Source organism: Aquimarina macrocephali JAMB N27 (genome assembly GCF_000520995.1).
Classification (GTDB): Bacteria; Bacteroidota; Bacteroidia; order Flavobacteriales; family Flavobacteriaceae; genus Aquimarina; species Aquimarina macrocephali.
Genome location: NZ_JACA01000047.1, coordinates 1 through 14,703 on the forward strand (window position 1 = coordinate 1; position 14,703 = coordinate 14,703).

Below are 14,703 nucleotides of genomic sequence, written 5' to 3' on the forward strand. Positions count from 1 at the left end.
AATATCAGAAAAGTGATTGTGAAGTAATGATAGATGGTATCTATTCTAAGAGAAACTCATAAAAAAACGCCGCAAATTTTTGCGGCGTTTACTATCTCTTAAAAGATTATTTATTCATTTTCTGATAATGGAATAGGAAGTATATTAAATACTTGATCTCCGGTTCTATCAATAGGTAATGTGCTTGATAAGTTATTTCTTCTTAAATCAAACATTCTATGATTTTCTGCCCATAAAGAATATCTTCTCTGATTCAACATTTCTGTATTTAGAGCATCTGCGGTTACTGCTCCTGAGTAATTTGGTAAACCTGCAGCATTCCTAATAACATCTAGTGCAGTTACTGCATCCGTAAGATTATTAGCTAATATGCTTGCTTCTGCATATACCAAAATTAATTCTTCATTTCTAATAATATCTATTGGAGTAACATTAGTAGCATATAATCTAGTCTCATGAGTCCCTGTAAGACCATCTTGAACACTAGGATCAGGTCTAACAGCAGTTTTTGTAGTAACTCTTGTATCTCCTGCTTCTGCATCATTAATCCAGCTATCATGTACTATGATTTGATCTCCATTGTTTGGTTCTGTTGCAGATACCGATGCTACTCTAAATACTGGGTTAGCTCGATCATTTCCTCCTCCTAATCCAAAGACATACTTTGGCCCAGTAGTCAAACCAGCGGTAAGACTAAAAAATGAACTCGATAATGATGTTAAAGAACTGCCTCCATCTCCGGCATAAACAGCAGCTACTGCAGCTACCGCTCTATTAAATAAAGCAAATGTACTTGGTGTATCAAAACCAGCAAATCCACTACTTAAAGTAAATGCAAAAGTACTTCCAGCGTTACTTAAATTTGTATTCGCTTCATCTAATAAACTTCTCACTGCAGCTAATGCTGCATCAAATCCTAAAACCGGACCTAAATTATCTGGATCAGAAATATCTACTCTAGCGGTTCCATAAGATTTTAAGATCTGAACTAATTCATAAGCCTTCATTGTTTTTGCATATCCTAAATATCCAGATTTTTCTTCTTCCGAAACTACATTAGTATTGGCTACAGCCTCTATCAAAAGACTAGCATTTTTGACACATCTGTAGCTTCCATTCCATTGTGCTGTACTATAAAATGAATTATTATCTAAGGCCACTCCATCTTTTCCTAATAGATTTCCTGTATTTCTAGGATCAGCATCAAATAAATAAAGTTCGCGTGCCATAGTTCCACTCGCTGTAACTTCTACACCTAATCCATTTCTTGAAGTAGATTCTACTCCTGTTGCAAGTTCATTTAATTGTTTTTTTGATGCACCATTAAGGACTCCTACGACACTTGGCCCATTTGGATCTACAACTTCATCTATAGTACATGAAGTTCCTAATAAAGCAAAAAGTGCTCCGATAATAGTATACTTCATTTTAATTTTAAATATATTTTTCATTATGTGCTTGTATTAAAAATTAACATTTAAATGAAAGTAAAATTGCTGTGAACTAGGGAATGGAGTTACCTCAATTCCGCTTGATAGTCCTGCTCCTCCATTTACTGAAACTTCAGGGTCATAACTACTATAATCTGTAATAGTAAATACATTTCTAGCAGATACTCCTAATTTTATACCTTCAACAGCATCTCCTAACCAATTAGTAACCGTTTTTGAAGGAAGTCTATAGTATATTGCAGCTTCTCTTAATCTTAGATAGCCAGCTGGCTCAACAAATCGCAAAGCATCAGCAGTTGATGCCAAACGTGCCTGTCCTTCTGCAGTTTCTAAATCTGGCGACGTTCCTCCTAAATCTGTTAAGAATCTTGATAAATTCAGGTTTTCACCCCCCTTTTTCCATTGTAATAGAAATGAAACATCCCATTGCTTTAATATCGTTAATTGATTATTAAATGACATCTGAAAATCAGGTTCTACGTTCCCTACTTGGGTTAACGTTCCATTAATATTTCCTACTAACTGTGTTACTGGTTTTCCCTCTTCAATATAAAAAGTACCTAAACCTGTACCAAAACCAGCTCCTGGTTGTGCAAATGCAGGAACATCTAATCGAGTAACTTCTGATCTATTTAAATAAAACTGTACTCCTGTATTCCAACGAAAATTATCGCTATCCAATACATCTGCTCTCACAGCTAATTCTACACCTTCATTTTTAAGATCCGCTAAATTTGTAGTTTCTGTAGTAAAACCTGAGGAAGCAGGCAGTGATCTAGATAGAATTAAATCACTTACTTTTTTATTATAGTATGTGGCTTCTAAAGAAACTCTGCTATTAAGCAATCCAATATCAAGACCAACCTCGAATTCTGAAGCTGTTTCTGGCTCTACATTTGGATCCCCTTTTAAACCAGCAACAGATGTTCCTCCATTACCTCCAGTATTTGAAGAACCTAAACTCGTAAATGTCGCTCCAAAAGAAGCCGGGTTTCCAGTTTCTCCATACGCAGCTCTAACTTTAAATTGGTTAATAACCTCTACACTCCAAAAATCTAAATTTGCAATATTTACTGCCAAAGAAGCTTTTGGGAATCCATATAGCTTATTAGGATCTCCATTTCTTGAAGATTTATCAAATCTATATCCCAAGGTTGCTATAAACTGATCTTTATAATTTCCTTCTACCTGAGCAAAATAACCAAAATCTTTTTCAGTTGAGAAGAACTGGTCTATTACCTGGTTTACCGATTGATCTACATTGGTTTGTCCCCCAGTTAAATCAGAACCACGACTATTTACCAAATTAGATTCCTGATCTAAATAAGTAATACCAAATTGTGTAGTCAAATCCAAATCACCATTAAGTGAGGTATTGTTCCAAACAGCTATTGCTTGAGCATTGAACTGTGTAAAATTGTTTTTTCCTTGTGCAACAAACCCTTCTTGATTTCCAACTTGAGCTTGGTGTGTTTCTGGTACATATACATAGGTTTCATTTGCCAAATAATCAACTCCTCCATTAAGGATAAGTCGAATTCTATTATTCTCTCTGGTAAACAGTTTAGTATTCAATTTGAATCCTTGTATAATTCTATTATTTGAATCTTCATTTTTTGCTTGATCTCTTACAAAAATTGGATTCCCAGGATAATTAGGATTATTTGGGTAGTTACCATCAGCATCAGGATATAAATTATTCCACGGACGGGTAAATGCTAATGTATACCCATAACTTAATCCTCCTTCATTTTCGTTTCCTGTAAAACTTCTGCTAGAATTACTTCTTACATAGTTTGTAGTAGAGCTAAAATCAAATACATTAGAAATACGATGATCTATATTAGTCCTTAATGATAATCTATCAAATCCTGTATTTTTGATAATCCCTTCTTCATCTCTATATGATCCTCCTACATAAAATTTTGTCTTCTCATTACCTCCGGTAGCATTTATTCTAGTATCGGTTATAAAACCAGTATTACCATAGATCTCATCTTCATAATCATAAAGACCTCCATTGGAAGCTATAGTAGCATTATATTTATCTCGTTCTGCAGCATTAAAAGTAGATTCTACAGATGCTGCAGTCCAAGGTCTTAATCCCAATCTATTTTGAATAACATTAATTCCTGTATCCTGGCTAAAGCTTATTTTTGTTTTACCACCTTTTCCTCTTTTGGTAGTAATGATAACAACACCGGCATTACCACGTTGTCCATAAATAGCAGCTGCAGAAGATCCTTTTAACACCTCAATATTTTCAATATCATTAGGATCCAAATCCGCTAATCTATTCCCTGAATTTTCTTCATTCCCTCTGTTTCCTCCTGAAGCAAATCGTAATCCAGATGGAATTTCTACATTATTTATATATACTCCATCTACAATAACCAAAGGCTGATTATTACCATTTATAGAAGAAACTCCTCTTAATCTCAATGCAAATCCTCCTCCAGGTGCACCTGAGGATGAAGTAATGTTTACTCCTGTAACTTTACCATATAAAGCTCCATCTACAGTAGTTTGTCCAGTATTTCCGACTAATTCTTCGGCAGAAACCGTTGAAACGGCATTAGCTAAATTCGCTCTCTTTATGGATGAACCTAGTCCTGTTACTACCACTTCTTCTAATGATTCTGTCGACTCAGCTACTTGAATCGTGATATTTCCTGCAGTTGCTACAGATACAGTTTTTTCTGCAAATCCTAATGCAAATACTTTTAGATTTACTGGTAAACTGTTTACAGTAATACTAAAGTTACCATCAATGTCACTAGAGGTACCATTATTTGTTCCTTCTTCAATAACATTCATAAAAGGAGCTCCTTCACCAGTACTCTCAACGACCACTTTTCCCGTAATGGTCTCCTGAGCCAACAACAAAGTCGGAACAAAAATTAGTAATAGCAAAATCTTCATTTTGCAAAAATGATTGTGTTTTTTCATAATGATTTGTTTAAATGTTTGGTTAAATCTATTAAAAGATATTGATAAAACAATGTTAAAACTAACAATTGTTCGCATAAAAACAGCCAAAACACTACCTATTGTGTATTGAAAAACTAAAAAAAGACTTAAAATTTCTGAATTTTTCAGCTTTCCAATTTGATAATTTTATCTACACTTTCTAACTAGTATTTAGTAAAATATTGAAACTTTTGTCTCTTTAAGTTTCTGGAGAAGCATTAAAACAATCTATCCCAATTATATTCTCATAAAAACTATCAACCATCTACCATCAACTAATCCATAAATCTTCTTATTTTTGCAGCCTTAATATATAACATATGTATAGAAGTCATTCGTGCGGTGAACTACGCCTCTCAGATATCAAAAAAGAAGTCACCTTATCAGGATGGGTGCAAAAGACTCGTGATAAAGGATTTATGATATGGGTTGATCTTAGAGATCGTTACGGCATCACTCAATTAATATTTGATGAAGAACGTACTCCAGCATTAATTGTCGAAAAAGCTAAAACTCTCGGAAGAGAGTTTGTTATCCAGATAAAAGGAACCGTAATTGAACGTGAGTCTAAAAATCAAAATATCCCTACAGGGGAAATTGAAATTCTGGTGAATGAATTAACGATTCTTAATGAATCTATCGTCCCTCCTTTTACTATAGAAGATCAAACGGATGGAGGAGAAGATATTAGAATGAAATATAGGTATCTGGATATACGTCGTAATCCTGTGAAAAATAGCTTGATGTTTAGACATCAAGTAGGAATGCAAGTAAGAAATTATCTTTCGAATGAAGGGTTTATCGAAGTTGAAACTCCGTATTTAATTAAATCCACCCCCGAAGGAGCTCGTGATTTTGTTGTTCCATCCAGAATGAACGAAGGACAATTCTACGCATTACCACAATCACCACAAACTTTTAAGCAACTACTTATGGTTGGTGGAATGGATAAATATTTTCAGATCGTAAAATGTTTTAGAGATGAAGATTTAAGAGCCGACAGACAACCCGAATTCACACAGATAGATTGTGAAATGGCATTTGTCGAGCAAGAAGATATTTTAAACATATTTGAAGGACTTACCCGATATTTACTATCAGAAATAAAAGGAGTCAATATTGGTGATTTCCCTAGAATGACCTATGATGAGGCCATGCGAACTTATGGTAATGACAAACCCGATATAAGGTTTGAAATGAAGTTTGGTGAGCTTAATGATATTGCTCAACACAAAGAATTTAATGTATTTAATACTGCAGAGTTAGTCGTTGGGATCGCAGTTCCTGGTGGAGCTTCATATACCAGAAAAGAGATTGACAAACTTATTGATTGGGTAAGACGCCCTCAAGTTGGAGCACTCGGAATGGTATATGTAAAATGCAATGAAGATGGTACATATAAATCCTCTGTAGACAAATTTTACGATCAAGATGATCTGGCCAAATGGGCAAAGAGAACCGGAGCAAAAGCTGGAGATTTAATCTGTGTCCTTTCTGGTCAAACAAACAAAGTAAGAGCACAACTAAGTGCTCTTAGAATGGAACTTGCTGAACGACTAGGATTAAGAAATCCAGAAGAATTTGCTCCTCTATGGGTAGTAGATTTTCCATTATTAGAATGGGACGAAGAAACAGAACGCTATCATGCTATGCATCATCCTTTTACTTCTCCAAAACCAGAAGATATTGCTTTATTAGATACTAAACCAGGAGATGTTCGTGCTAATGCATATGATCTTGTTTTAAACGGAAATGAAATTGGCGGCGGTTCTATCCGTATTCATGATAAAGAAACGCAGGCATTAATGTTTGATCATTTGGGATTCACTCCAGAAGAAGCAAAGGCACAGTTTGGATTTTTAATGGATGCTTTCCAATATGGGGCTCCTCCTCATGGTGGTATTGCTTTTGGGTTTGATAGATTAGTTGCTATTCTTGGCGGCCAGGAGACAATCCGGGATTTTATAGCTTTTCCAAAAAATAATAGTGGAAGGGATATTATGATTGATGCACCATCTAATATCGATAGCGAACAGCTCAAAGAATTAAATATAAAACTTGATTTATAATATAAAATCCCGCCACGAGCGGGATTTTTACTACCTTTAAACTAGTTAAGTCAGGTAAATATGTCTCCCCAAAAAAAAAAGACACTACTCTATAAAGTACTTAAATGGAGATATCGCCATATTTCTGACAAAACCTTTATTCTTATTCTAAGCATTCTTGTTGGGTTTACAGCAGGGCTTGTTTCCTTACTATTAAAAAATATTACTCATTCAATCCAGGTCGTTTTAGAAAGTGATATCATCTCCTGGCAAGCTTCTTTTTACTTTATCATTCCTATAATAGGTTTACTAATCGTTTATATATTCACAAAATATGTATTTAAAAGAGATGTAAAATCAGCGATCCCTCTTATTTTACATTCGCTTTCAAAAAAAAATGGAGTCATAAGACCTATTCATGGATATTTACCTCTCATTCTAGCGCCAATCACAGTAGGTTTTGGTGGTTCGGTAGGGCTTTTGGGTCCAGCAATTAGTTCTGGATCAGCATTAAGCTCTAGTTTTAGCACCTTATTTCATGTTAATCGAAAAACAAGAGTATTACTTATCGGTTGTGCTTCTGCAGGTGCTATTTCTGCCGTATTCAAATCTCCTTTGGCGGGGCTAGTATTTGCTGTAGAAGTATTTAGTTTAGACCTCACATTGACTTCCTTGTTACCCTTACTTTTTGCTTCAGTATCATCAATAATTACCTCCTACTTTTTTTTAGGTGATGAAGTTTTATTTAGATTTAATGTTTTAGAAAAATTTGATATCTATGATACTCCATTTTACATTATTTTAGGAATCGGAACCGCATTTGCTTCTATATATTTTACTAAGATGTATTTTGGAATTCTACATTTTTTTGATCGGTTTTCTAAAAAGATTCATCGGTTATTAATTGGTGGACTTGCTATCGGAGTCATGTTATATTTTATCCCCCCACTCTATGGCGAAGGTCTTGGTTTTATAAATGGTTTATTACACGGTGATCATCTAACTGCTATTGGCAAAACTCCATTTGACGCTATGACTAGTAACATATGGATTGTCATAGCTTTATTAACTGGTATTACCATTTTTAAGGCTGTTGCCATGACCGCTACTTTTGCTGCAGGAGGCTCTGGAGGGATATTCATCCCAACAATGGTCATGGGCAGTGCATTAGGTAATGTAGTATCTAAAGTAATTAATAATCTAGGAATGGGGCTTCATGTTTCTGAAGCCAATTTCACACTACTAGGGATGGCTGGGCTTATTGCCGGGGTATTACATGCTCCACTAACTTCAATATTTCTTATTGCAGAAATCACTTCTAGTTATGAGTTATTTGTTCCGTTAATGATTACTACTTCAATATCATTTATAATTTCAAAAAACAAAATAGAACATAATATCTACACCAGAGAACTCGCAAAACAAGGTCATTTATTAACCCATGACAAGGATCAAACTGTTTTGACTCTAATGAATCTCGAAGATTGTATAGAAACTAATTTTATCCCGGTAAAGCCAAACTATACCTTAAAGCAACTTTTAAGTGAAGCCGTCGCAAAATCAAATAGAAACCTATTTCCTGTTACTGATGAATCTGATCACCTCATAGGAATGGTTTCACTAGATGACATTAGAGATATTATGTTTGACATTACCTTATATCACAAAATAACAGTAGATACCTTGATGGCTCAAACCTCGGTTGCTATAATTTATGAGCATGACAATGCAAAAACGGTAATGAAAAAGTTTCAGGATACCGGAGCCTGGAATCTACCTGTGATTAAAAACGGTAAGTATTTTGGTTTTATTTCAAAATCAAAACTTCTTACTGCATATCGTAGAAAGTTGATTAATTTTACACGATAAAACTCCTAATCCATCATAACATTGTTATAAAAACAAGTATTACTATTATCTGGAGGAGATCTCAATTTTTAATGAATTTATTTTTACAATACCTAAAAAATACCTAAACGCATGAAATATATTATTAGAATACTTTTTATAGCTATTATCATATTGATATGTGTTGGATATTATTTCAAAAATTCAGGAGATCATGGTACCGGTGATAAATTAGTTGGGATTGGTATACTAGCTTCTTCTTTTATTCTAATGCCAATTTTTATCTATCACAGATGGAAAAATAAAAAAGTTAAAGATTATATGCTTACCGAAGAAAACCTAAAGAAAATGAGGGATTATGAGGCAAATAGGGAAAATAATAGCTGATAAATTTTTAAAATATTCATACTTTGATAACAATTCATAAAAAATTTAAAACTACCTTTATTATTCAAATACTTATTATCTTATTACAATGGAAGGAACAGTAAAATTTTTTAATGAATCAAAAGGTTACGGATTTATTACAAACGACGAAACAGGAAAAGACATTTTTGTTCATGCTTCAGGAATTGATGGCGAGGCATTAAATGAAGGTGACAAAGTGGAGTATAATGAAGAAGAAGGAAAAAAAGGGCTTACTGCAGCTAATGTGCGTATAATTCACGGATAGAACGCATACTCCTAAGTTTCAAAAGCACTACTGATCGTAGTGTTTTTTTATTTTTAATTAACTCTTGATACAAAAAATTAACTTCAGTTAAGGTTTCGTTTTTCAATAAAAAAGCGGGTAAGTAGTTCTCCACATTCTTTTTCTAAAATACCACCTATAATTTCAGTCTTTGGGTGAAGTTTTGTTCCCATTGCAGCACATCCTCTTCGTTCATCAACTGCACCAAATACTATTTTTTTGATCTGACTCCAATATAACGCTCCGGCACACATCTGGCAAGGCTCAAGGGTTACATATAATGTGCATTCTTTAAGGTACTTCCCTCCCAAAAAATTTGCTGCTGCTGTTATTGCCTGCATTTCGGCATGAGCAGTAACGTCATTTAGTAATTCTGTAAGGTTATGAGCTCTGGCTATAATACGATCTTCAACTACTATAACCGCTCCTATTGGAACTTCATTTTTTTCATACGCCAATTCTGCTTCCTGAAGCGCTTTCTTCATATAGTAAGAATCATCCAATGGGTCTAACATCTCAATAACTTAGGATTATACACAAATTTAAACAAATTGGTAAGAAATCCGATTCATAGTAAATAATCCTCAGAGCATTCAACTGAAAAAAGTTTATTTCTTATTTATGAACCCTTAAGTTTTTAAAGTAAAACCATTTTTTGTATCCAAGTGATCCATAAACAAGTTTATAGAACAGACTCCTTTTTGAATATCTATTGCATTAAGAATATCCGTAAAAACATGTTCAAAAACATTAGTTTTGAATACACTTAGCTTCTTTTAATCCATTTCACCTAAAAACAAATAGAGTTAGTTGACAATCAGCCTTTGTGTTCCCAACTTTTCCATACCATTAAACGTTGTAATAAAATAGACACCAGGTACGTAATCAATAACATCTAGATAGATGATATTATTTGGAGAAAAAGAAGACGATCCTCTTTTAGTAATTCTTTTTCCAAAAATATCTTGTATTTCATAAGACGTAATGGTGGTATTATGAGTTTTAATCGTTACAACATCCATTGCAGGATTAGGATAAATTTTAACAATAGGAGTTTGGGGTTTTAACTCAGGCATTTGCAAGGATAAATTGTCATTTTTTGTGGTGTTCCCTATGATAAAGGTAGTAGCTTCTATATGATTAAAGTTACCTCCAGAGGCTAAAATCTCACCTCCAGCACTTAGCTTGTAATGGCCTCTACCATACTGACAACAAATCCCATCACCATGGCTATCTTTAATAGTAAATGTATACCTTCCTTCTTTAAGACATTCTGTAATCTCTACAGATCTATTATAAGGCCCTCCAGAAGCCACAATCTTATTGTCCTGATCCTTAATTTGCCAACGAGTTTCTTCTGGGTATTGGTCAGTTTTTATGACTAATTGCACTTCTTTACAATTTTTGCCATTATCATAAGCTTCTTGTAATGCATCTATAGGCTCAAAAATATCAGTTGTGATCCAAACATTAAGGTCTAAGGATAGTTTCCCATAAGAATTATCTGTATCGGCAGAATCAGCAACCCTCAGGTAGGCAGATCCAGAGCTGATTCCATCACTTAAACAACGAGAATCAGCCCCTGGTCTTTTTGCTCCTTGTAAAGCAGCCATTAATTTATCTGCTAGGCTACCTCTAGTTCTTAAAAAAGCTTTTTCCATGTCTTTAATAACGTCTTGAGAGATTAGAGTATTTCCTGCTATTGCATAATTAGTTCCTGTAATGTGCATCCATTTTTCATACATATTTTTTCCTGAAAAAGCAGCACTTCTAGGCTGCCCATTGTTTAAATCTACAATGGCATATTGGGTATAATCAGGGTAATCTCCATTTTCAGAAAGCCATTTGGTTATTTGTTTTGGAGAATCACCAGCTTCCATACGCGCAGTAGCACGTTTCTGATTCACAGGAAGCCAAAACGCTTGTGTGTTGATAGCCCCAACACCCAAAACAATGACACTTACATCTCTAGCACCATCTTCTGCTTTTATACAAGTTGCCCCAGCACTTCCAATTTCTCCAGTGACAGGATCAACAGCAACGATCGAAAAGGTGTGTTGTGCATGCAGCTTTATATTTATAAATAAGGTAATACAAAAAAGGAATAATAATCTTAGTATAGGTTTCATAATTTGGTTGTGGTTTTAAGAAATTAATACTGAAGTGGTTTAAGGATTTTCGATCCTAATGAAGAATAGTAATTTTTATAACGAATTGCAAAAAATTCTAAATTACCTCAGTATATATTTACAACAAAGGACCCTAAAAATACTAATTAACCAGTCTTTTTTTTGTTAAAAAAACTAAATATAATGTTAAAAATCTTGTGTAGTTATTCTCAACACCTTCAAACATGTTTAAAGAAATATGAACAGAAAATCAATAGTTTGAGGTTCTGAGTATACCTAAAATCATAACAATATCGAAATATTGGAATTATTTGAAGGAAGGTCATGGTTCTTAAAATATTAATTTATAGAAAATAGGGATTTAAAACATGCTCTCGCTAATAAAAAATATATAAAGAACCATTACAAAATAGTACTTTTGTGCTATGCAACAATCATTTCTATCTAATATCAAATATCCATCTGATCTAAGAAAATTATCTACTGATCAGTTACCCAAACTAGCCAGAGAGCTTCGGGATTTTGTGATCAATATTGTTGCAGCTAAAGAAGGTCATCTCGGAGCAAGTTTAGGAGTGATAGAGCTTACTATTGCTCTACATTATATTTTTGACACCCCCAATGATCTTCTTGTTTGGGATGTGGGGCATCAGGCTTATCCTCATAAAATCCTTACCGGAAGAAAAGATATATTTCATACCAATAGGCAATTGGGTGGTATAAGTGGGTTCCCTAAACGTACTGAAAGTGATTATGATACTTTTGGAGTTGGGCACTCTTCTACTTCTATTTCGGCTGTATTAGGTATGGCAATTGCATCTAAATTAAAAGGAGATATCACAAAACAGCATGTCGCAATAATTGGTGATGCTTCTATTGCTAGTGGAATGGCTTTTGAAGGACTTAATCATGCCGGAGTAACCGACACCAATATGCTGGTTATCCTTAATGATAATGCTATCGGTATCGATCCTAGTGTAGGTGCTCTGAAAGAATACCTTACTAAAGCCAAAATCGGGGTTAGACCTAGAAAAAATAATATTATAGAGGCATTAAATTTTAATTATTTTGGCCCTATTGACGGGCATGACCTACCTATGCTTCTCAAAACTTTAGAAAAACTAAAGGCTACAAAAGGCCCAAAACTTTTACATATTATTACCACCAAAGGAAAAGGTTTAAAACAAGCTGAAGAAGACCAGGTAAAATACCATGCTCCGGGTAAATTTGATGCTTCGACTGGGGATTTAATTTCAAAAGACAATACAGGATTACCACCTAAGTTTCAGGATGTTTTTGGGTTTACTATTCTCGAACTTGCAAGAAAAAATAAAAAGATTATAGGTATTACACCTGCAATGCCTACTGGGAGTTCTCTAAAATATATGATGGAAGAAATGCCAGATCGGGCTTTTGATGTTGGCATTGCTGAGCAACATGCAGTCACCCTTGCTGCCGGAATGGCGACACAAGGACTAATTCCTTTTTGCACAATCTATTCTACTTTTTTACAACGTGCCTATGATCAAGTAATCCACGATGTAGCTTTACAAAATTTGCCTGTAATTTTTTGTGTTGATCGTGCCGGTATTGTTGGCGCAGATGGTGCAACACACCATGGTGTTTATGACATTGCCTATCTTACATGCGTCCCTAATATGATTGTTGCAGCACCAGCCAATGAAATTGAGCTAAGACATTTACTTTATACTGCTTCTTTGAGACTAGATCACCCTATAACGATACGCTACCCCAGAGGCAGAGGGCATATTATCGACTGGGAAGTCCCCATGCAAAAACTAGAAATTGGTAAAGCTATCAACCTAAAAAAAGGTTCCAAAATCTCTCTAGTTTCTACAGGTACTATTGCACATAATGTAACCAAAGCCATAGAAGCTATAGAAAAACCAATTAGCCACTATCATTTTTGCTTTATAAAACCTTTAGATATTGATCTACTGAAACAAATAGTACAGAACTATGACACCATTATTACTGTTGAAGATGGCGTTATCAAAGGTGGTTTTGGGAGTTCAATACTCGATTTTGCTAATCAGAATGATTTTAAAAACAATATTATCACTTTAGGTATTCCTGATCAATTTATTCATCATGGCACAGTAGATCAGCTACATAATATTTGCGGGATTTCTCCTGAAAAAATCCTTAACACAATCAAGACATACCTCTAAGCATTTTTTTATATCTGCAATCCTTTAATCTTTTGAAATTTTAATAACGCATTACCATCAGTTAAACTCGCCACATAGTTACTTATCCCGATAAGACGGGTATAGAGATCTACATTTGTATAGTCAAAATTAATGCCTTCGGCTCTCAAAATAAGCTTGTCATAGTTAGAACTCTCTCCCTTGTTAAAGTTATCTGTTGCCACACAATAGCGATCTAAAAGAGTAGCAAGAATCTCATATCCCGCGATTTCTTTTTCGGTTACTTCCTGACTTTGATAAATCTTAGCAACGCTAATTTTAATGATGTCAGCGATTTGAGCTTCGTATTTACTCTTGTCTATTAATGCCATATCAAAGGTTCCCGATAATATAGCTTCTTCATGCTCGATAAAAATACTTGCTGCTTCTCCTATTAAGGTATTAATAGCTAGTGCTCTAAGATAACTTAATCGATCTGCTGTAGTAATAAGCTTATTATATTTTGAAGTATTGATAGTATCTTTTACCAATTTGATTAAGTATTCTAAAGCATATTCTTCTTCTATCAATCCCAGGTTAATACCATCTTCAAAATCGATAATAGTATAACAAATATCGTCTGCTGCCTCTACCAAAAAAGTTAATGGGTGACGACTATAAGTAACCTCATCACCTATCTGGTATTGCAATAACCCCACTTCTTCTGCTACCTCTTTAAAAAAAGAAGTATCGTTCTGAAAGTACCCAAATTTTTTATGAGCAATATGTGTTGTTGGTTTTTTAGGTAATGACTCTTTAGGGTATTTCATAAACGCTCCAAGTGTCGCATACGATAATCTAAGACCTCCTTCTATCCCTTCTCGGGATTCTGTAAGAATTTTAAACCCATTGGCATTCCCTTCAAAATCAATCAAATCCTGATACTGCTTAGGAGTGAGTTTATCTTTATATCGGTTACCGCTTCCTGTTTTGAAGTATTCTCCTATAGCCTTCTCTCCAGAATGCCCAAAGGGTGGATTACCAATATCATGTGCTAATGCAGCAGCTGCAACAATAGCACCAAAATCATTAAACTGATATCCATGAACAGCAACAAGATGTGGATGTTTTTCTAAAATTTTCTTACCTACTACTCTACCCAAAGAACGCCCTACTACAGATACTTCGAGACTATGTGTTAATCGTGTATGCACAAAGCTGGTTTTGGACAACGGAATAACCTGTGTTTTATCCTGTAAACTCCTAAAGGCCGAAGAGAAGATAATGCGATCATAATCGACTTCAAAACCTAATCGGGTTTCGTCTTGCTCTTTACGTAATCTTTTATTTCTATCTCCTTGTCGTTTTAAGGACAGGAGTTGCTCCCAATTCATCATATTTCTAAGAAAATTCGAA

At 34.5% G+C, this 14,703-nt stretch carries 10 protein-coding genes; 5 read left to right on the forward strand and 5 right to left on the reverse strand.

Annotation, left to right across the window (positions count from 1 at the left end; genetic code table 11):
- Positions 1-110 precede the first annotated feature (110 nt).
- Together Z054_RS0122015 and Z054_RS0122020 are read right to left on the reverse strand one after the other, a co-directional pair.
- On the reverse strand, positions 111-1,451 hold the full coding sequence (locus Z054_RS0122015; RefSeq protein WP_024772193.1) for a RagB/SusD family nutrient uptake outer membrane protein: 1,341 nt from the start codon (positions 1,449-1,451) through the stop codon (positions 111-113).
- A gap of 12 nt (positions 1,452-1,463) precedes the next feature.
- A complete protein-coding gene (locus Z054_RS0122020; protein WP_024772194.1) occupies positions 1,464-4,400 on the reverse strand; it encodes a SusC/RagA family TonB-linked outer membrane protein in 2,937 nt (978 codons plus the stop codon).
- 341 nt (positions 4,401-4,741) lie between these two features.
- Here Z054_RS0122020 and aspS point away from each other — a divergent pair, with 341 nt between their 5' ends.
- The 4 genes from aspS to Z054_RS0122040 all read left to right on the forward strand — a co-directional run bounded on the left by aspS (position 4,742) and on the right by Z054_RS0122040 (position 8,990).
- On the forward strand, positions 4,742-6,490 hold the full coding sequence (gene aspS, locus Z054_RS0122025) for an aspartate--tRNA ligase (RefSeq protein ID WP_024772195.1): 1,749 nt from the start codon (positions 4,742-4,744) through the stop codon (positions 6,488-6,490).
- 60 nt (positions 6,491-6,550) lie between these two features.
- Positions 6,551-8,338, forward strand: coding sequence for a chloride channel protein (locus tag Z054_RS0122030; protein ID WP_024772196.1), 1,788 nt, complete (start codon positions 6,551-6,553; stop codon positions 8,336-8,338).
- Positions 8,339-8,449: 111 nt separating this feature from the next.
- Entirely contained in the window at positions 8,450-8,704 is a 255-nt protein-coding gene (locus Z054_RS0122035) for a hypothetical protein (RefSeq protein WP_024772197.1), read from the forward strand.
- Between the two features lie 88 nt (positions 8,705-8,792).
- Positions 8,793-8,990, forward strand: coding sequence for a cold-shock protein (locus Z054_RS0122040; RefSeq protein ID WP_024772198.1), 198 nt, complete (start codon positions 8,793-8,795; stop codon positions 8,988-8,990).
- A gap of 83 nt (positions 8,991-9,073) precedes the next feature.
- On the opposite strand, the gene Z054_RS0122045 is transcribed toward Z054_RS0122040, so the two are convergent.
- Positions 9,074-9,523 (reverse strand): nucleoside deaminase, encoded by a 450-nt coding sequence (locus tag Z054_RS0122045; protein WP_024772199.1) that lies wholly within the window; start codon positions 9,521-9,523, stop codon positions 9,074-9,076.
- A 291-nt stretch (positions 9,524-9,814) separates the two neighbouring features.
- Positions 9,815-11,137, reverse strand: coding sequence for a DUF1028 domain-containing protein (locus tag Z054_RS0122050; RefSeq protein WP_024772200.1), 1,323 nt, complete (start codon positions 11,135-11,137; stop codon positions 9,815-9,817).
- Positions 11,138-11,562: 425 nt separating this feature from the next.
- Between Z054_RS0122050 and Z054_RS0122055 the strand changes: the two genes are divergently transcribed.
- On the forward strand, positions 11,563-13,329 hold the full coding sequence (locus Z054_RS0122055) for a 1-deoxy-D-xylulose-5-phosphate synthase (protein WP_024772201.1): 1,767 nt from the start codon (positions 11,563-11,565) through the stop codon (positions 13,327-13,329).
- Between the two features lie 8 nt (positions 13,330-13,337).
- Here the strand turns inward: Z054_RS0122055 and dgt are convergent, their stop codons facing one another.
- Positions 13,338-14,681 carry a dGTP triphosphohydrolase gene (gene dgt / locus Z054_RS0122060; RefSeq protein WP_024772202.1) on the reverse strand — a complete coding sequence of 448 codons (1,344 nt, stop codon included), beginning with the start codon at positions 14,679-14,681 and terminating at the stop codon, positions 13,338-13,340.
- Between the last annotated feature and the right edge of the window lie 22 nt (positions 14,682-14,703).